The organism is Amphritea sp. GJ51-11 (genome assembly GCF_055808735.1).
In genome coordinates, this window is record NZ_CM147881.1 from 4,175,052 (window position 1) to 4,193,623 (window position 18,572).

General features: G+C 49.2%; 18 protein-coding genes. 4 read left to right on the top strand and 14 right to left on the bottom strand.

The window, feature by feature from the left end:
* Positions 1-180 precede the first annotated feature (180 nt).
* From AC0L4K_RS18880 to AC0L4K_RS18895, 4 genes are all read left to right on the top strand, one after another.
* Positions 181-1,683 carry an NCS1 family nucleobase:cation symporter-1 gene (locus AC0L4K_RS18880; protein WP_473267537.1) on the top strand — a complete coding sequence of 501 codons (1,503 nt, stop codon included), beginning with the start codon at positions 181-183 and terminating at the stop codon, positions 1,681-1,683.
* A gap of 97 nt (positions 1,684-1,780) precedes the next feature.
* Entirely contained in the window at positions 1,781-3,223 is a 1,443-nt protein-coding gene (gene hydA, locus AC0L4K_RS18885) for a dihydropyrimidinase (protein ID WP_473267538.1), read from the top strand.
* A 67-nt stretch (positions 3,224-3,290) separates the two neighbouring features.
* Positions 3,291-3,737, top strand: coding sequence for a DMT family transporter (locus tag AC0L4K_RS18890; protein ID WP_473267539.1), 447 nt, complete (start codon positions 3,291-3,293; stop codon positions 3,735-3,737).
* 280 nt (positions 3,738-4,017) lie between these two features.
* Positions 4,018-5,520, top strand: a complete 1,503-nt coding sequence (locus AC0L4K_RS18895) for an NCS1 family nucleobase:cation symporter-1 (protein ID WP_473267540.1) — start codon at positions 4,018-4,020, stop codon at positions 5,518-5,520.
* A gap of 144 nt (positions 5,521-5,664) precedes the next feature.
* Here the strand turns inward: AC0L4K_RS18895 and AC0L4K_RS18900 are convergent, their stop codons facing one another.
* The 14 genes from AC0L4K_RS18900 to trmB form a co-directional block, all read right to left on the bottom strand.
* Complete coding sequence (locus tag AC0L4K_RS18900) at positions 5,665-7,071, bottom strand: NAD(P)(+) transhydrogenase (Re/Si-specific) subunit beta (RefSeq protein ID WP_473269252.1); 1,407 nt, start codon at positions 7,069-7,071, stop codon at positions 5,665-5,667.
* 2 nt (positions 7,072-7,073) lie between these two features.
* Positions 7,074-7,361 carry an NAD(P) transhydrogenase subunit alpha part 2 gene (locus tag AC0L4K_RS18905; protein WP_473267541.1) on the bottom strand — a complete coding sequence of 96 codons (288 nt, stop codon included), beginning with the start codon at positions 7,359-7,361 and terminating at the stop codon, positions 7,074-7,076.
* Positions 7,361-7,804 carry a hypothetical protein gene (locus AC0L4K_RS18910; RefSeq protein ID WP_473267542.1) on the bottom strand — a complete coding sequence of 148 codons (444 nt, stop codon included), beginning with the start codon at positions 7,802-7,804 and terminating at the stop codon, positions 7,361-7,363. The genes AC0L4K_RS18905 and AC0L4K_RS18910 overlap by 1 nt, the downstream gene beginning before the upstream one ends.
* On the bottom strand, positions 7,804-8,544 hold the full coding sequence (locus AC0L4K_RS18915; RefSeq protein ID WP_473267543.1) for a Rossmann-fold NAD(P)-binding domain-containing protein: 741 nt from the start codon (positions 8,542-8,544) through the stop codon (positions 7,804-7,806). The genes AC0L4K_RS18910 and AC0L4K_RS18915 overlap by 1 nt, the downstream gene beginning before the upstream one ends.
* A 145-nt stretch (positions 8,545-8,689) precedes the next feature.
* Positions 8,690-9,919, bottom strand: a complete 1,230-nt coding sequence (locus AC0L4K_RS18920; protein ID WP_417228559.1) for a Zn-dependent hydrolase — start codon at positions 9,917-9,919, stop codon at positions 8,690-8,692.
* Positions 9,920-10,160: 241 nt separating this feature from the next.
* Positions 10,161-10,769: a GTP cyclohydrolase II gene (ribA, locus tag AC0L4K_RS18925; RefSeq protein ID WP_473267544.1), complete on the bottom strand. Its 609-nt coding sequence runs from the start codon at positions 10,767-10,769 to the stop codon at positions 10,161-10,163.
* A gap of 118 nt (positions 10,770-10,887) precedes the next feature.
* Positions 10,888-11,889 carry a TIGR03842 family LLM class F420-dependent oxidoreductase gene (locus tag AC0L4K_RS18930; protein WP_126157060.1) on the bottom strand — a complete coding sequence of 334 codons (1,002 nt, stop codon included), beginning with the start codon at positions 11,887-11,889 and terminating at the stop codon, positions 10,888-10,890.
* A 44-nt stretch (positions 11,890-11,933) separates the two neighbouring features.
* The gene (gene npdG / locus AC0L4K_RS18935; protein WP_473267545.1) at positions 11,934-12,602 is read right to left on the bottom strand and encodes an NADPH-dependent F420 reductase; all 669 of its coding nucleotides are present in this window, start codon (positions 12,600-12,602) and stop codon (positions 11,934-11,936) included.
* Positions 12,599-13,384 (bottom strand): coenzyme F420-0:L-glutamate ligase, encoded by a 786-nt coding sequence (gene cofE, locus AC0L4K_RS18940; RefSeq protein ID WP_473267546.1) that lies wholly within the window; start codon positions 13,382-13,384, stop codon positions 12,599-12,601. Before cofE ends, npdG begins: the two co-directional genes overlap by 4 nt.
* 9 nt (positions 13,385-13,393) lie before the next feature.
* The gene (gene cofC, locus AC0L4K_RS18945) at positions 13,394-14,005 is read right to left on the bottom strand and encodes a 2-phospho-L-lactate guanylyltransferase (protein ID WP_417228551.1); all 612 of its coding nucleotides are present in this window, start codon (positions 14,003-14,005) and stop codon (positions 13,394-13,396) included.
* Between the two features lie 13 nt (positions 14,006-14,018).
* Entirely contained in the window at positions 14,019-15,035 is a 1,017-nt protein-coding gene (cofD, locus tag AC0L4K_RS18950) for a 2-phospho-L-lactate transferase (protein WP_473267547.1), read from the bottom strand.
* The gene (gene cofH / locus AC0L4K_RS18955; protein ID WP_473267548.1) at positions 15,032-16,291 is read right to left on the bottom strand and encodes a 5-amino-6-(D-ribitylamino)uracil--L-tyrosine 4-hydroxyphenyl transferase CofH; all 1,260 of its coding nucleotides are present in this window, start codon (positions 16,289-16,291) and stop codon (positions 15,032-15,034) included. Before cofH ends, cofD begins: the two co-directional genes overlap by 4 nt.
* A gap of 660 nt (positions 16,292-16,951) precedes the next feature.
* Positions 16,952-17,605, bottom strand: coding sequence for a TetR family transcriptional regulator C-terminal domain-containing protein (locus AC0L4K_RS18960; protein ID WP_126157054.1), 654 nt, complete (start codon positions 17,603-17,605; stop codon positions 16,952-16,954).
* A gap of 171 nt (positions 17,606-17,776) precedes the next feature.
* Positions 17,777-18,511, bottom strand: coding sequence for a tRNA (guanosine(46)-N7)-methyltransferase TrmB (trmB, locus tag AC0L4K_RS18965; RefSeq protein ID WP_417228211.1), 735 nt, complete (start codon positions 18,509-18,511; stop codon positions 17,777-17,779).
* Positions 18,512-18,572 lie beyond the last annotated feature (61 nt).

Here is an 18,572-nt window from a genome sequence, read left to right on the forward strand (position 1 = left end):
CTAAATATATCAGTCACTTAATTAATAAAAATACTATTTTTACCAAGCGGACAAATAAATTTGCTAAGCATCTCAATAAAATCTATATTTACCAAGCGGTAAATTTTTGATTGCCGTAAACACTCTTTACAACATAAAAGTTCATTAAGAACTTTAAAAATAAAAATAAGAGGAAGACCCATGAAGAACGCATCAGCTGACTCTTCATCCGCCATCAAAGTCGGTGAGTTCTACGAGCTTGAAACCCGCTCTGATGTCTCCAACAGTGCCCACTACAACGAAGACATTGCCCCGACTCAGGTAAAAGAACGGACCTGGAATGTCTGGAATGTCGCCGCCCTTTGGGTCGGTATGGCTATCTGTGTCCCTACCTACACCCTCGGTGGTGTATTAACTGCTTATTTCGGTTTGTCCGTGATGGAAGCGCTGATGGCTATTCTAGTAGCCAATATTATCGTGCTAATTCCACTGACACTGAATGCTTTTCCGGGAACTAAGTTCGGCATCCCCTTTCCCGTTTTACTGCGCTCTCCCTTTGGTATGATCGGCTCTAACATCCCCTGTTTAATCCGGGCGATGGTCGCCTGTGGCTGGTTTGGTATACAGACCATGTTCGGTGGGCTTGCCATTCATATCATGTTGTCAAACCTGCTGCCTGGATGGGAATCCCTGGGCGGTACCGGTGAAGTCATCGGCTTTTTCACCTTTCTGGTGATCAACCTCTATATCGTTATTAAAGGGGCCGAGTCAATTAAGATTCTAGAAACCATGGCGGCACCTTTGCTGCTCGCCGTTGGTATCGGTTTGATGATGTGGGCTAGCCCTAAAATCTCTTATGAAGCGCTATTAGCTATTCCACCGAGCCGCCCTGAAGGTGCCTCATTCTGGGGATACTTCTTCGCTGGAGTAACCGCGATGGTGGGTTTCTGGGCCACCCTGTCCCTTAACATCCCGGATTTCAGCCGCTATGTGCGCTCGCAAAAAGATCAGATCGCGGGACAGATTATCGGTCTGCCACTGACGATGTTCTTCTTCGCCGCTTTGGGTGTCGTGTTGACGGCGGCATCCACCACACTGGTCGGTGAAACTATTTCCGATCCGGTATCGTTGATCGGTAAAATTGATAGCCCTTTCTGGGTGGTGATCGCGATGATCATGATTATTATCGCTACACTCTCCACGAATACTGCTGCCAATATCGTTTCACCCACCAATGATTTTCAAAATATCGCACCGAAGAAAATCAACCAAACCCGTGGCGTACTGCTCACCGGCCTGATTGGTGTGTTACTGATGTCTTGGGAACTGCTGAAAAAGCTGGGACTGATTGAGTCCGATGTCAGCGTTGAAGCGATGTACAGCGGTTGGTTGCTCGGTTATTCATCACTGTTAGGCCCCATTGCCGGCATTATGATCGTGGATTACTTCGTGATTAAACGTCAGCAGCTTAACTTGCCGGACCTGTATAAAACCCACGGCATCTACAGCGGCTTTAACATCAATGGCTTTATCGCCTTTGCCATTCCTGTTGCCCTAACGCTGTATTCACTGATGACCGATCAACTGAGCTGGTTCTATCAGTATGGCTGGTTCACCGGTTCGATTCTCGGCGGTATCACTTATTGGTTCTGCGCCCGTAATCAGACCGTTAATGCTGCCGATCTCGTCACTCAAAACGACTAACAATAACCCCCTGCGCTGTCGTAGGGGCTTGGTTTTACCGATTTTTAGCGGCAGAAATTAATTCTGCCATACAGCAATACACTGAGGAGTTGTGCCTATGTCTATCATCATCCGAAATGGCACTGTCGTTAACGCCGACCAGACGTTTAGTGCAGATATCTATTGTGAAGAGGGGAAAATCGTCGCCATCGGCACCGATCTCGACGTGCCCGCCGATGCGGAAACTATTGATGCCACGGGGCAATATATTATGCCCGGCGGTATCGACCCTCATACCCATATGCAACTACCGTTTATGGGCACTGTCGCTTCCGATGATTTCTATACCGGCACGGCAGCAGGTCTCGCCGGTGGTAACACCACCATTATCGATTTTGTCATCCCCGCACCGCAGGAATCGTTACTCGATGCCTATAAAAAGTGGCGTGAATGGGCTGAAAAATCCGCCTCCGACTATAGCTTTCATGTTGCCATTACTTGGTGGGACGACTCCGTCGCGGCAGATATGGAAACACTGGTCAAAGAGTATGGCGTTAACAGTTTCAAACACTTCATGGCCTATAAAAATGCCATCATGGCCAATGACGAAACCCTCGTAAAAAGCTTCCGTCGCTGCATGGAGCTGGGAGCTATACCGACGGTACACGCCGAAAATGGCGAACTGGTTTTCCAACTGCAACAAGAACTACTGAATAAAGGCATCACCGGGCCAGAAGCCCATCCGCTTTCTCGTCCCCCCGTGGTCGAAGGCGAAGCCGCTAACCGGGCCATTCAAATCGCCCAGGTGATGGATGTGCCAATCTATATCGTCCATGTGTCCTGTAAAGAGTCCCTTGAAGCAATCACCCGCGCCCGCAGCGAAGGCCAGCGCGTATATGGGGAGTGCTTAGCGGGGCATCTAGCTATCGATGATAGTGTTTATCGCAATGAAAGTTTCGAGTTTGCCGCCGCTCATGTGATGAGCCCACCATTCCGTTCGAGTGAGCACCAAAACGCGCTCTGGAAAGGACTTCAAGGAGGCAACCTACATACTACGGCTACCGACCACTGCTCTTTTTGTGCCGATCAGAAAGCTGCAGGCAAGGACGACTTTACCAAAATACCCAACGGCACCGCCGGGGTCGAAGACCGTATGGCAGTACTTTGGCATGAGGGAGTTAACAGTGGCAAGCTAACCATGAATGAGTTTGTCGCTGTCACCTCGACTAATGCGGCCAAGATCTTTAATATCTACCCGCAAAAAGGCGCTATCGCGGTCGGCGCAGATGCCGATATCGTGGTATGGGATCCAGCAGGCAGCCGCACGATTTCCGCCAAGACCCATCACCAGAATGTCGATTTCAACATTTTTGAAGGTAAAACAGTTAACGGGATTCCAACCCACACCATTAGCCGAGGCAAAGTAGTCTGGGCCAATGGTCAGCTCAATGTCGAACCCGGTAGCGGGCGCTATATCAACCGCCCCGCCTTTAATCCCGTGTTTGAAGCGCTGGCTAAGCAAGCCGAACATCACGCACCGGTGGCCGTGAAACGTAAATAATAGGGCAACATAAGTCGGGGCGGATGAATCCTGTTGCCGACTCAGCCAGCATGAATAGAGAGATATCATGATCGTTTGGATAAGTATGCTAATCGTACTGCTCGCCGGTAGCATGTTGCCACTTCAAGCAGGGGTGAACGCACAACTAGCCCGAGCCGGTGGCAGCGCACTCTGGGCATCGGGTATCTCCTTTCTGGTGGGCACTCTGACCTTAATGGTGGTTTACAGCAGTCTCCGTTTACCTTGGCCAGCTCTCCATGAGCTGAAAGCCGCTCCGTTATGGGCTTGGAGCGGAGGTCTAATGGGTGCCTTTTTTGTGACCTGTATGGCTTTTTTCGCCCCTAAGCTAGGAGCCACCACCCTACTGGCCCTGATTATTGCTGGTCAGATCATTGCCTCATTGCTACTCGATCACTTCGGCGCACTGGGCTTTAACGTCCATGAGATCAACCCTTGGAGAATTTTCGGGGTTATCTTGATCGCTGCCGGTATTATTCTCGTCCGCAAATTCTAAAGCTATCCACGAGGGCCGCACAGTAGGCCCTCTCCCACGCTTTACCCTCTAGTTCTTTGCTCATAAAACGCACAGCAACAGCGCAGCCCGCACCAAAACACGGCAGCATTGCAGCTCAAAAAGATTAACCCGCTTCTCTCGCCTACCATTAATACTCGTAACTATTTGATATTTAATAGCTTTATAAAATAATTTATATTTTTTACATTTGGTAAAATACTGGCATATTATCTGCAATCCTCTTACTAAGAACCTTACTGGCTCAACAAGAGGAAAAATAATGAGTAGACATACGTCAGGCGCATCAGCCGCCATTAAAGTAGGTGAGTTCTACGAACTTGAAACCCGCTCTGATGTCTCCAACAGTGCCCACTACAACGAAGACATTGCCCCAACTCAGGTAAAAGAACGGACCTGGAATGTCTGGAATGTCGCCGCCCTTTGGGTCGGTATGGCTATCTGTGTCCCTACCTACACCCTCGGTGGTGTATTAACTGCTTATTTCGGTTTGTCCGTGATGGAAGCCCTGATGGCTATTCTAGTAGCCAATATTATCGTGCTAATTCCACTGACTCTGAATGCTTTTCCGGGAACTAAGTTCGGCATCCCCTTTCCCGTTTTACTGCGCTCTCCCTTTGGTATGATCGGCTCTAACATCCCCTGTTTAATCCGGGCGATGGTCGCCTGTGGCTGGTTTGGTATACAGACCATGTTCGGTGGGCTTGCCATTCATATCATGTTGTCAAACCTGCTGCCTGGATGGGAATCCCTGGGCGGTACCGGTGAAGTCATCGGCTTTTTCACCTTTCTGGTGATCAACCTCTATATCGTTATTAAAGGGGCCGAATCGATTAAGATTCTAGAAACCATGGCGGCACCTTTGCTGCTCGCCGTTGGTATCGGTTTGATGATGTGGGCTAGCCCTAAAATCTCTTATGAAGCGCTATTAGCTATTCCACCGAGCCGCCCTGAAGGTGCCTCATTCTGGGGATACTTCTTTGCTGGGGTAACCGCGATGGTGGGTTTCTGGGCCACCCTGTCCCTTAACATCCCGGATTTCAGCCGCTATGTGCGCTCGCAAAAAGATCAGATCGCGGGACAGATTATCGGCCTGCCACTGACGATGTTCTTCTTCGCCGCTTTGGGTGTCGTGTTGACGGCGGCATCCACCACACTGGTCGGTGAAACCATTTCCGATCCGGTATCGTTGATCGGTAAGATTGATAGCCCTTTCTGGGTGGTGATCGCAATGATCATGATTATTATCGCCACACTCTCCACTAATACTGCGGCCAATATCGTCTCCCCCACCAATGATTTCCAAAATATCGCACCGAAGAAAATCAACCAAACCCGTGGCGTACTGCTCACCGGCCTGATTGGTGTGTTGCTGATGTCTTGGGAACTGCTGAAAAAGCTGGGACTGATTGAGTCCGATGTCAGCGTTGAAGCGATGTACAGCGGTTGGTTGCTCGGTTATTCATCACTGTTAGGCCCCATTGCCGGCATTATGATCGTGGATTACTTCGTGATTAAACGCCAGCAGCTTAACCTGCCGGACCTGTATAAAACCCACGGCATCTACAGCGGCTTTAACATCAATGGCTTTATCGCCTTTGCCATTCCTGTTGCCCTAACGCTGTACTCACTGATGACCGATCAACTGAGCTGGTTTTATCAGTATGGCTGGTTCACCGGTTCGATTCTTGGCGGTATCACTTATTGGTTCTGCGCCCGTAAACAAACAGTAGACCTCGGTAAACTGGCGACTCAAGGGGAGTAACGCAGCAGACAGTATAAAAATAATAAAGCCCGGTCTGTTATTTAACAGCCGGGCATTCTTTTATCCTTGCTTTAGTTTACTAGAGCTTTAGCTTACGGAGCTTAAGGCTTAGAAGTTGACGTTAAGAAACCGTCTACCAACCGCTTAAGCCGCTTCATGCAGGGCCGCGGTCAGATCCATGATCGCCTGCTTGCCATCACCAAACAGCATCACCGCATTATCCATTGCGAATAACGGATTAGGTAAGCCAGCAAAGCCCGGACTCAAGCTGCGTTTAATAATGACAACACTCTTCGCCTCATCAACATTCAGAATAGGCATACCATAGATAGGGCTACCTTTATCTTCACGGGCCATCGGATTGGTCACATCATTGGCACCAATCACCAGCACCACGTCAGTTTTACTGAAGTTAGGATTAGATTGTTCCATGGTTTTCATCGCCTCATAGTCGACCTCGGCCTCGGCCAAGAGTACATTCATATGCCCCGGCATACGCCCGGCAACCGGATGAATGGCAAATTCCACAATAGCCCCACGGCCCACTAAGGTATCCGCCAACTCACGCACCGCATGCTGAGCCTGCGCCATCGCGAGACCAAAGCCGGGTACAATAACCACCCGCTGTGCATCTTCCAGCATCATGCTCACCTCATCCGGTGAGGCGGATGTTACCTTGCCCTGATAGACCTCATCGGCGTCGATAGTTGGGCCATCACTCGCCACCATTTTACCGAACAAGACATTCAGTAATGAGCGGTTCATCGCGACACACATAATCTGCGTCAAAATAAGACCGGAAGCACCCACCAGCGCGCCAGAGATAATTAGCACGTTATTGCCCATAATAAAGCCCGCAGCCGCCGCCGCAATGCCCGAATAAGCATTGAGCAAGGCAATCACCACCGGCATATCCGCCCCCCCTATCGGCATAACGAGAGTGACCCCCAGCAATAGTGCTAAACCCACCAGCAGCAAGAAACCGCCGCTACCCAGCTGGTTATTCACCAGCAGGAAAATAACCGCGACAGAGGCCAACAACAACCCCAGGTTAATAAACTTCATGCCGCTAAAGCCGATCGCTTGGCCCGGTAGAACCTCCTGAAGTTTGCCAAATGCCACCGCACTGCCAGAAAAGGTGACCGTGCCAATCAGCACCGCCAGCATGATCGCACTATTGGCGATAACCAGTGTTGCCCCGCTCAGTTCGGTGCCGCTCGCTAACATCGAGAAATAACTGGCCGCGGCCACCCCCAGCGATGCTCCGCCACCAAGGCCATTCAGAATCGCCACCATCTGTGGCATTGAGGTCATCTGCACCTTAACCGCCATCAAAACACCAATCAATGTGCCCACCGCCAATCCGGCAAACACAATTTCATAGTGAATGACCTGCCGATCCAGCAGGGTAATCACAATGGCCAGCAACATACCCAGCGCCGCTAAACGATTGCCTCGCACGGCGGTTTTTGGCCGCGTTAAGCCCTTAATACCCATAACAAACAGTAATGCCGCGAGCAGATAGAAGAGGTTAATCATTATGCTATTCATCATTAGCCCCTCCGCTTGAACATTTTAAGCATCCGATTAGTGACCATAAAACCGGCCACCACATTGATCGTGGCAAAAACAATCGCCACGAAACCTAACAATGGCACCACAGTGCTGGACTCATCACCGGAACCCGCCGCCAAAATCGCGCCGACAATGGTGATACCCGAGATCGCATTACTACCGGACATTAATGGGGTATGCAGGGTCGGCGGCACCTTGGTAATTAGCTCAACCCCAAGGATCACAGCCAACGCAAACAGCGATAACAAGACAATGAAGGCTTCCATTATGCAACCTCCTCTAACAGTGGCGTTGAAGCTAACGGCGGCAGATCTAATCTCTCGCGTAGACCGTTATTGATGATCTCGCCACCGTGGGTAACCACCGCCTGCTGGATAATTTCATCATCAAAATCCAACTCACAATCACCCTGCTCATTGAGTAGATGGTGTAACAGGTTCTCAATATTATTGCCGTACATCTGACTCGCATGGTGCGCCACCGTAGCCACGATATTATCCGGACCAATGATCGTCACGCCCTGTTCAACCACTACCTCACCATGTTGGGTCAATTCACAGTTGCCGCCCCGCTCTGAGGCTAAATCGACAATCACCGCACCAGGTTTCATCTGACCAACCATCTCAGCGGTAATCAATACCGGTGAACGAACACCGGGAATAGCAGCGGTCGTAATAACAATATCTTGTTCGCTCAGCACGGCGGTCATCAATTCACGCTGGCGCTGCAGAAAGTCCTCCCCCGCTGTTTGGCATAGCCTCCCTGCCCTTCGGTGGAGTCCGCCTCTAACGCCAACTCGACCGGTTTGGCCCCGACCGAAATAATCTGCTCCCGCGCGGCAGGCCGCACATCATAAGCCTCAACCACGGCGCCCATACGTTTAGCGGTGGCCGCCGCCTGTAAACCGGCGACGCCGGCCCCCATAATAAAGACCCTCGCCGGACTAAGGTTACCCGCCGCAGTCATCATCATCGGGTAGATTCTCGGGGCTACATTGGCGGCCAATAGTACCGCCTTATAACCGGCTAAGGTTGCCATCGAGGTCAACACATCCATACTCTGAGCACGGCTAATACGCGGAATCAGTTCCATCGCGATACTGCTGATACCCTGTTCCGCTAAGGCCGTAAAACGTTCAGGTTTGGTGAATGGGTCCATCATGCCGATCAGTAACGGGCTATTTTCCAGCCAAGCTGCCGCTTGATTCAACATCGCCCCAGACAGATTCACCCGCAACAGAATATCCGCTTGCTGATACACAGCCTGCGCCGAGGAATTTATCTGCGCCCCCACATCCCGATAATCCTGATCACTAAAACCTGCCGCCAGCCCCGCTCCGGCTTCAACCACGAAGGTGGCACCGGTGGCTGATAAATGGGTGATATTCTCTGGTGTTAAGGCAACCCTTAATTCGTTCGCCAAGGGCTCTTTTGCTAGACCAATTTTCATACCTATACTCCCCAAGCCACCTCTTATTTCAGACAACAGGACGCCTATACGCGTGTAAAACACGCGCAGGCATCGAGTATGAGAGAAAGTGTCCGGAAGCGGACTTAGTTTTTGTTAGATTTATTCTTAGAGTGTGCTGCAGTGATTAGAGACAAGCTTGATTAAGCACCGCTTGTAACAACACATTGCACCCGGCATGGAGGTCTTCGGGTTTAGCATTTTCTTCTTCGTTATGGCTGATACCGTTTTCGCAGGGCACAAAAACCATCCCTGTAGGCGCAACACGCGCGATATAACAGGCATCATGGCCAGCACCACTAACAATATCACGATGACTATAGCCTGCGTCTTCAGCGGCCTGACGTACTGAATCAACACAGCTGGTATTGAATGGCACCGGTGGAGAATACCAGATCTGCTCGAACTTCATCTCCAAGCCCATTTCATCGGCAATCTTGGCGCACACATCACGCAGCTGTTGATCCATTTTCGACAGCACATCATCATTCGGATGACGGAAATCGATGGTGAAAAAGACTTCACCAGGAATAACATTACGTGAGTTCGGGAAGACCTGTAGCAAGCCAACCGTCGAACAGGCATTCGGCTGATTCGCCAAGCCAATATTATTCACCTCTTGGACGATTTTAGAAGCCCCCAGCAAGGCATCTTTACGGCGTAACATCGGTGTTGGGCCCGCATGAGCTTCCTGACCGGTTAAGGTCACTTCATACCAACGCTGTCCTTGAGCATCGGTGACCACCCCAATAGAGGTCTCCTCCTCTTCAAGAATGGGCCCCTGCTCGATATGCGCTTCGAAAAACGCCTTAACCTGGCTGCCGACTTCATGTTCACCAGCATAGCCAATGCGCTGTAACTCTTCACCCATCGTCTTACCATCAAGATCAGCCCGACTTAAACCGTACTCTAGATCAAAGACCCCGGCAAAAACGCCCGATGCCACCATTGCGGGAGCAAAGCGAGAACCCTCTTCGTTGGTCCAGATGGACGCTTCAATCGGATGGTCGGTTTCGATGTTGTTATCATTCAGGGTGCGAATCACTTCCAACCCAGACAGCACGCCATACACACCATCAAACTTACCACCGGTTGGCTGAGTATCGATATGACTCCCCATCACCACTGGTGGCAGATCATTATTCTTACCCGGACGGCGAGCAAAAACATTGCCGATTTTATCAACCCGGACAGTACAGCCTGCAGCTTCACACCACTGAGTGAATAGATCTCGGGCCTGCTTATCTAGATCGGTCAGCGCCAGACGGCAACAGCCACCCTTTTCAGTACCTCCGATTTCGCCCATCTCCATCAGGCTGTCCCAAAGTCGCTGTTCATTGGTTTTTATGTTTTTCATCGATAAAGGCTCCTAATTAACGCTATTGGCAATGCCCGTTAAAGGGCGACAATAAAGGACTACAAATGATTTCCCATAGAGTAAAACTAGTTTAATTTTACCATGTGGTCAAATTAATTTTCGAGACGCCCTTTTAGATATATATTCTTTTTATTTTTTCGTTCATTCGATTGGGTAAAAATGGATCAAGAATCGATCCCGTGCTGTCTTAACTCGTCATCCTCGCTCGTCTAGCGTGCAGTTATAAGCTAACCAGATGACCCATTTTGCGCTGTTTTGCCTGCATATAAGGCAAATTATATGGTTGATAATCGACCTGTATCGGTAACCGGCTCACGACAAAACCTAATGTCTCTAAACTGCTGATTTTATGCGGGTTATTGGTTAGCAAACGCAGCGTCGAAATATTCAGCGCATGGAGTACTGCGGCGGCGATCCCATAGCAACGGCCATCGACGGGTAAGCCAAGCTGTAGGTTCGCCTCAACCGTATCCAACCCTTGATCCTGCAATTGGTATGCGCGCAGTTTATTCTTTAAGCCAATGCCTCGTCCTTCCTGACGCAGATAGATCAATACGCCACAACCAGCCTCGCCAATAATACTCAATGAACGATCCAGTTGTTCACCGCAATCACAACGGCAGGAGGCAAACAGATCACCAGTGGCACACTCGGAATGAATTCTCACGATCGCTGCCGATGCCAAATGAGGCTGCCCCATGACCAAGACAATGTGCTCTTTACCATCATCAGGATCGGTAAACGCCGTCATCAAAAATTCGCCATAGGCGGTCGGCATACGCACACTCACCGCGTCGTTCAGCGCTGCTAAATAAGCCTCTGTCGACATAGCTATCTCCGTGTAGAACCTTGCTAAACCGTTGCCTCTAGCACCTCGAACAAGAATGCATCGAAGTACTTCAACATAACCGGCTCAGGCCTCGAAAGGCCTGAGCACTGAGGTCTGCTTAGCTAAACTGAGGAATAATATGCTTACCGTATTTCTCGACGATATTCTCCTCATCACCGTTATCCAGATAGATATTGAACTGAGTCGTACCGGCGGCTTCAAGGGCTTTGAGTTTAGTGATATGTTCATCAACCGATCCCAAAACACAGAACTCATCAACAATATCTGGAGTAATGAAATCCAAGAACGGGTTATCACTCTGACCATGTTTAGAATAATCATAACCCTGACGGTTTTTGATATAAGAGGTCAAACTTTCTGGCACCTGACCGCTGCTATCACCATACTTTTCAACGATATCGGCCACATGGTTACCCACCATCGCCGGGAACCACTTGGTTGCTTCAAGGCAGCGCTCTTTGGTACCAAAATAAGCGGGGGCAGACGCAATAACCTGATAGTTACTCATATCACGTCCCGCCGCTTTACCGGCATTGATCGCCTGATCCTTAAACCATTCCACCAGTGTCGGAGAGCCAATCTGCAAAACTACGCCATCACCAACTTCACCCGCTGTTTGCAACGCTTTCGGACCGTACGCACCAATATAAACAGGCAGTTCATAGCCCTGCGCCCAAGGGAATTTTACCGGTGCCGGGCAATCGTCATACATCACCTCTTCACCTCGAACCAAAGCCTTAACCTTGGTTGTAAACTCGGCTACCCGGGCAAGGTTGGCCGGTTTTTTACCCAACACCCGCACACCGCTGTCACCACGACCAAGGCCAATATGAAAACGGCCATTACTTTGTAACGCCAAGCTACCGAAAAGACTCGCCGCCTGGGACCAATCACGGGCATTAGGATGAGTTACACAGGGACCAAAACTGATCTTAGAGGTATGCTCCATACACATTGCCATGGCCGGATATGATTCACGCCACAGAACGTGAGAATCGTAAAACCAGCAATGTGTAAAACCGGCTTCTTCCGCTTGTTTAGCCAAATTACGGGCGCGTTCAGGGCTAATAAAACCTTTAAAAGTAATACCGAAATCCATAATTATTCTCCTAGTAAGAATTTGTTGCGTATCAGTGATGATGCTTAATGATCAGGGGCCCAGATCTTCACTCCCGCATGGGAGAACGGCACCTTTTTCGAAATATTCAGACGAATTAGAATCGGGGTAATCGCTTCAATACAGCGAGCATTCACGGCAGGGCCGGCGTTATAGGCATTCACACCAAGGCTGGAAATCAATTCCATCACCGCTTCTTTTGCCTGCAGGTTGTTACCGCATACTAAAATATCGCAGTTAATCGGCTGACCAAGGTTGTTCAACGTAGCGGCAGAGACGTTATGCAACGCACCGACCACAGCAATGTCATCGCCTAATAAGGCTTGCGCGGCTTCTGTGGCCGAACCTTCAGCAGGCATATCCACCGCTTTCGGATCGCCATCGGCCAGTGGCACAACAATATCCACTAGGATCTTATTGCTCAGATCAGGCTTAATCGCGTTTAGCGTGGCGTTATGGGCAGCAAAAGGCACCGCCAAAATCACAATTTCATCAGCCGCCGCGGTCGCTTCTCGGTTATCGGCACCACTGATAACACCCGTTGCCTCAGGCTGTTTTTCGTTCAACTGTTGCGCAATCTCAGCCGCCCGCTCACCATCGCGAGAGCCTAGTGCAACATCAATACCCGCCGCAGCAAAACGCAGCGCCAATCCTTTCCCTTGCGGGCCTGTTCCACCCAAAATAGCAATTTTCATCGAAATAGATCCTCTTGTTGTGGGCGCACTAGGTCACGGGCAGAGCTGTCACATCGCTGCCAGTCAACGCCTTTAAATATCAAAACCGGCTTTTTACCGTTTTTACTCATCAGCAAGCCGGAAGCCGCTGCAATTTCATCTGCTAACGCGGGAACGGTGACCGACAGCACGCGGCCATAGGCATCCATATCTCCTGCGAGATCCACTTTAGCCGGCACATTGGCGAGACCAACGGCTACATTTACTAAGCCCATCCGCCAAGGGCGACCAAAGGTATCGGTAATAACAACACCTAATGATTTACCACTGGCCCGCTCTAAGTCTTGGCAAATGCCTCGGGCACTCTGATCGGGGTCATGGGGAAGGAGAATCACCTTACCGACCGCATCCACATTGGACTCATCCACCGCGGCATTGGCGCAGATAAAGCCCAATCGATGTTCGGCGATAATAGTGCCTTCATCCTGTTCAGGGCGTTTTGATGTCCGGACTAAACGTTTAGATTCCGATAACACCACCTGCACCTTGCGTGGATCTTTATTCAGCTCACGGCCCAACGTCTGCGCTTCGGCGGTTGGGCTAATGTCATTCAGATCAATAATTTGACCTTCCTGTTTGGACACTACTTTATGGGCAATCACGATAATGTCGCCGTCATCAAGCGAGCATTGGTTGCTATCGAGCGCCGCAAGGATCAAGCCAGACAGATCATCACCGGGGTGAATATCCGGAATGCCATCGAGCGCATGAATACTGACTTGGTTATGTGCATTACTATTCATAAGAACGTCCTATGCGGATATTTTTTCAAACCAGATTTCGGCTCGGTTTAGGTCATCGGGGCAATCGACATCGAAGGATAGATTTTCAAGAAACAACCGCTGCGTATGCAGCCCCGCTTCAAAGGCCGACAACAGGTGGATCTGGCAGGAGTTTGGCCCAAAGTTGAATGGCATCACATTCGGCGGGGTGGTCATAATGGCGTTGGTTCCACCATCATATGAGGGGCAAACCACCACCGACGGGCGTGCTTCCCGATGGTTTAGCAGACATTCAATCTCCTGATAATCCAGCGTTTCGATATCGCCGGGAATCACCAATTGAGTCTCAATTCCACGCTGGGCGTTATACTCAGCGGCTAAGGTGACAGCAGCATTCAAACCAGCCAGTTTCTGCTCTTCCAACAACACATCGGCGCCAAAACTGCGGGAAATATCTTCAATACGCTTCGATTCCGTCACCACCAACACATTGTGCTGTGGATATCGTTGACGCAAAAAACCGAGGTTCTTTTCAAATAAAGTCAGCGTTAGCTTTTTCCGCTGACTACGGCTCAACACCTTAGCCAAACGGCTTTTAGAACGCTCAGGGCTTTTCATCGGAATAACAATTGATAACGTCATAGCCAGCTCCTAGTTACACCGCAAGGCGAGGCACAGATTCACGGGTAGAATCATGGAGCGGCGCAGAGGCAGCAGCGACCTTCCCATTACCCGCCTGATAAAAATGAACAATGGTTTCCGCTAGGCTGACTTTCTGTTGTCGGTTAAACATCAGCGTATCGGTCGCCAATACGTATTCGATCTTGGCTGATAGCTCAGACATCATGTCGCGATCCTGCTGATCGATAATCATGCCGTCGATCAAGCCGTTATAGACATCCGCCACCCCGATCACATCACAGCGATAGCCTGCAGCCGTCATCATCTTATCCGCCGGACCTTTCACCGTTTGGCCATTCACTAGTGGAGAGACCGCTACCTTAAATGCAGAGGACTGCTGCAGCGCATCAGCGATGCCCGGCACCGACAAAATAGGTTTAATACTGACAATCGGATTACTCGGCGCAATCACAATCAAATCGGCTTCAGCAATAGCACTCAGGGCTTCTGGAGTCGCCGTGGCGGTCTCAATACCGACAATATGAAAATCCAGTATTGCCGGTTGGCAGGCGTGTTTGACAAAGTAATCCTGAAAGTCGATCCAGCCACTTTCAATCTTCACTTTATTTTGAATACAGTCATCGGTAGGCAATAGAATCGGTGTGCTAACACCATAAGAGCGGGCGATATTAGCAGCAATCTCACTGGGTCTAACCCCCTGCTGACGCTGCTCGGTACGGTAGATATGGGTGGCGAAATCTTTATCCCCCAAATACATCCAGGCATCTGATCCCAAGCGTTTTAGCTGATCCAACACTTGGTTGCTTTCATCCTTCAGCCCCCAACCTTTGGTGGTATCGATCTCGTCGGCTAGGGTATAGGTCAGGGTATCAATATCGGGAGACACCCATAATCCGTGAAACGCCTGATCATCAGCCACGTTACCAATCACGCTGAACTGCGCCGCAAACCGGCTAAAAGCAAAACCTTCGGCCATCTTGGCACCGCCCACACCGCCGCTCAGCAGCACAACCTTCAACGGCGAGCTCATGAGGCCACCCGCACGCTAGCGTTTGTGGTCGCGATAAGCTGAAAGCCTTCTCGGCTAGCTATTTCAGTGGGTTGACGTGCAAAGGTTTCAACTACGCTATAGAGCGTGTTACGCCGTACTGGATCGCGCCCCGCACCACTGATCATGCGAATCATATCTTCCGGCACAATCTCCTGCTCATTCTTACCACCTGCGGCCCGCGAGATACTTTCATTCATCAGCGTGCCGCCCAGATCATTCGCGCCGGCCTGTAGCATCTGCTGTGCATATTCTGGCCCCAGCTTCACCCAAGAGGCCTGAATATTATCGACCCAACCGTGCAACATCAGCCGAGATACTGCATGCATACGAATGTTTTCGTCTACTGTTGGGCCCGGTCTAACATTGGGAATATTCATATATAGCGGGGATTCGTAGTGAATAAATCCCAGTGGAACGAATTCAGTAAAACCACCTGTTTGCTTTTGGATAGTGCGTATTTTGCCGATGTGCGAAGCCCAATGTTCTGGGCTATCGATATGGCCATACATAATGGTAGCGGTCGTCGGTAAACCTAACTGATGAGCCGTTGTGATGATTTCAATCCACTGCTCAGTGGTCAATTTATCCCGCGTCAGTTGTTGACGAATTTCAACATCCAGAATCTCAGCGGCGGTACCCGGCATCGAGCCTAAACCATGATCGATTAAATCTTGAATAAACTCAGCAATAGACATCTTGCTCTTTAATGCGCCAAACCAGATTTCAAAAGGCGAGAAGGCATGGATATGCATCGCCGGTACACGCGTCTTGATAGCCTTGAGGATTTCACGGTAGTGGCTACCCTCAATATCGGGATGTAAACCGCCCTGAATACAAACTTCAGTGGCTCCCCGTGCCCAAGCCTCTTCGGCTCTATCGGCCACCTCTTCAAAACTCAGCAACTCGGCAGTGGCTTCCTCTTTACGCTTGGCAAAGCCACAAAATTTACAGCCCATATAGCAAACATTGGTAAAGTTAATGTTGCGGGTAATAACAAAACTCGCTTGGTTGCCCACTGTCTGTTGGCGCAGATAATCTGCTGTTGCGATCAACCCATCAAGCTCGGCACCAGTAGCACTAAATAGGGTGACGGCATCGGGTTCTGAGAGCTCAGTCCCCTCTATAACAGAGACCAGTATGTCGCGGATGTGGACATTAATACCATCCAACTGCATCAGCAGTTTATGTTGCACTGACACGCTGTTATCCAAACTTAAAATACTCGGAGCATTCATATTTCTTTCCTTAATTTTAAATTCAATGACACCTAAGAAAAGACGTGGGGTGCTGACGCTGATTAACGTTATTAACACGACTCAGCATTGAACCAACCTTGCAGAGAAAAGAATGAATAGCGGAACGAAGGTGACAAACAGCAATGTAAACGACAGAAGCGAAAACCACGCTAATGACTAAAAAGGCTGTTTTAAAAATCAGCCGCTGTTGAATTGAGAGGGTCTGAATAGACATCAGTATCACCACTTCTTATTTATTCTTATTCTCGGTAGAGGTTTGCATCCACAAACTTTTTACCAAACGGTAAAATAATACTAGACTAACTTTTACCATATGGTCAAGCTTTTATTGAGAGGTAATTAAAACCCACAAATAAACAATATAACTAATTGAATTATATTGAATTATATTGATTTATATATAATTAATATCTTAATTATAAAAACATATCGGGCGTATTTACTGAGAAAAGAGATAGTCGAAAGAGTACAATTGATAAAATATGTGGCGAGAAAAACCCAATAAGCAGCGTCTTTATCACGGCCATCAAGCACCGCTAGAGGTATTATCGAGGCGTAAAAAAGCCAGATAACATTCTGCGAAGAAGCTTATCTGGCTGTTTAAATAGACAACTTAGTACAAAGTAATCATCGATAGATTTACTTCATTCCTAAGCCTTTAATAACGAGATGTGTCAAAAATTCAGTAGCACGATCGAAATCATTATCCTCTAGCTTCTCTTTACCAAGAGAGAGGCTTACCTGGGAGGAGAAATCCGCATAGGTCTGGGTCGATGACCATATCATGAAAAACAGGTGGTAGGGGTCGACTCTATCCATAACGCCCTCCGCAATCCATTTTTCAACCAGCTTCACATCATCATCTAAGGCCGGTGTCAGGTGGGTCTGAAGATATTTTTTCAGATAGGGTGCGCCATTGATAATTTCAATAGCAAATACTTTAGATGCGTTCGGATAGTGCCGCGAAATCTCAATTTTACTCTTGATATAGTTAGTGAGTATCTCTCTGGGAGAGTCGCCTAACTGATCCATCAAAGTCATCTTCTCGATCAAAATATCGAGGATATTTCGCAACACGCGTTGGTATAGTAGCTCTTTAGAAGAGAAGTAATAGATCAAATTTTGCTTCGACATTCCGGCTTTTTCTGCAATCGTTTCGAGCGCAGTGCCATGATAGCCATTTTGCGAGAACAGCTGTTCTGCTGCACGCAAAATTGTATTCTCGTGGGCTTCGCGAATGCGAGAACGACGACGAGGTTTGTTAATAACGATTTCTTCCGATGAATTCGGCATGGTAGCTGGATATCCGGGAATAGAATAAAGTACTGAACGCTTATTTTACCATGTGGTCATGGATGAGAAAAACAAAGTCTAAGATGCATCTCAGCCTAACACTGAAACACATCCTTTTAGGCCGTGATAGCACGCCATAGCAACCCTGTTTTCGGCCTACGGCCGTTAGCCTTAATCAGCGGTTCGCTCAAACATAAGATCCCACACGCCATGTCCTAGCCGTTCTCCGCGCTTCTGGAATTTGGTCACCGGACGCCACTCGGGCTGCGGCGAATAAGCCTGATCACCCGCCACATTCCGATAACCCGGTGCCGCACTCATGATTTCCATCATATGTTCAGCGTAGTTTTCCCAGTCAGTGGCCATGTGCAATTGACCGCCCACTTTAAGTTTCTTGCGAATAGTTTCGGCAAATGAAAGCTGTACGATACGGCGCTTGTGATGCTTTTTCTTATGCCATGGATCAGGAAAGAACAGCTGTAATGTACTCAGGCTTTCATCCGGAATACATTGGGCCAACACTTCAATTGCATCATCACAAAACACCCGGATATTAGTCAGGCCTTCTTTCTCAACATTGCTCAGCAAGCGCCCCACGCCGGGACGGTGCACCTCAATGCCGATATAGTTCTTTTCGGGCTGATCCTTGGCCATCTCGATCAACGAATCACCCATACCAAAGCCGATCTCTAGCACCACAGGTGCCTCGCGACCAAACACTTGATTCAGATCCAGCATCCCCTGACTCAGTTCTAGGCCCATCTGCGGCCATACCGTTTCCATCGCCTTCTGCTGGCCTTCGGTCATGCGACCAGCACGCAGCACAAAGCTCTTAACGGTACGCATATACTTCTCCCCGACGGAATCTTCCGGGGTCTGCTGTTCAGTTTTGTTATCTTCTGACATCGATCTGGACTCTTATTAAAACAAAACAGCCTGATCTGTGGATCAGGCTGCTACAATCGTT

What these genes read in the sequence shown, in the direction of transcription:
- AC0L4K_RS18880 (WP_473267537.1), top strand. Translation starts at nt 181, where the DNA reads ATGAAGAACGCATCAGCTGACTCTTCATCCGCCATCAAAGTCGGTGAG.
- hydA (WP_473267538.1), top strand. Translation starts at nt 1,781, where the DNA reads ATGTCTATCATCATCCGAAATGGCACTGTCGTTAACGCCGACCAGACG.
- AC0L4K_RS18890 (WP_473267539.1), top strand. Translation starts at nt 3,291, where the DNA reads ATGATCGTTTGGATAAGTATGCTAATCGTACTGCTCGCCGGTAGCATG.
- AC0L4K_RS18895 (WP_473267540.1), top strand. Translation starts at nt 4,018, where the DNA reads ATGAGTAGACATACGTCAGGCGCATCAGCCGCCATTAAAGTAGGTGAG.
- AC0L4K_RS18900 (WP_473269252.1), bottom strand. Translation starts at nt 7,071, where the DNA reads ATGAATAGCATAATGATTAACCTCTTCTATCTGCTCGCGGCATTACTG.
- AC0L4K_RS18905 (WP_473267541.1), bottom strand. Translation starts at nt 7,361, where the DNA reads ATGGAAGCCTTCATTGTCTTGTTATCGCTGTTTGCGTTGGCTGTGATC.
- AC0L4K_RS18910 (WP_473267542.1), bottom strand. Translation starts at nt 7,804, where the DNA reads ATGACCGCCGTGCTGAGCGAACAAGATATTGTTATTACGACCGCTGCT.
- AC0L4K_RS18915 (WP_473267543.1), bottom strand. Translation starts at nt 8,544, where the DNA reads ATGAAAATTGGTCTAGCAAAAGAGCCCTTGGCGAACGAATTAAGGGTT.
- AC0L4K_RS18920 (WP_417228559.1), bottom strand. Translation starts at nt 9,919, where the DNA reads ATGAAAAACATAAAAACCAATGAACAGCGACTTTGGGACAGCCTGATG.
- ribA (WP_473267544.1), bottom strand. Translation starts at nt 10,769, where the DNA reads ATGTCGACAGAGGCTTATTTAGCAGCGCTGAACGACGCGGTGAGTGTG.
- AC0L4K_RS18930 (WP_126157060.1), bottom strand. Translation starts at nt 11,889, where the DNA reads ATGGATTTCGGTATTACTTTTAAAGGTTTTATTAGCCCTGAACGCGCC.
- npdG (WP_473267545.1), bottom strand. Translation starts at nt 12,602, where the DNA reads ATGAAAATTGCTATTTTGGGTGGAACAGGCCCGCAAGGGAAAGGATTG.
- cofE (WP_473267546.1), bottom strand. Translation starts at nt 13,384, where the DNA reads ATGAATAGTAATGCACATAACCAAGTCAGTATTCATGCGCTCGATGGC.
- cofC (WP_417228551.1), bottom strand. Translation starts at nt 14,005, where the DNA reads ATGACGTTATCAATTGTTATTCCGATGAAAAGCCCTGAGCGTTCTAAA.
- cofD (WP_473267547.1), bottom strand. Translation starts at nt 15,035, where the DNA reads ATGAGCTCGCCGTTGAAGGTTGTGCTGCTGAGCGGCGGTGTGGGCGGT.
- cofH (WP_473267548.1), bottom strand. Translation starts at nt 16,291, where the DNA reads ATGAATGCTCCGAGTATTTTAAGTTTGGATAACAGCGTGTCAGTGCAA.
- AC0L4K_RS18960 (WP_126157054.1), bottom strand. Translation starts at nt 17,605, where the DNA reads ATGCCGAATTCATCGGAAGAAATCGTTATTAACAAACCTCGTCGTCGT.
- trmB (WP_417228211.1), bottom strand. Translation starts at nt 18,511, where the DNA reads ATGTCAGAAGATAACAAAACTGAACAGCAGACCCCGGAAGATTCCGTC.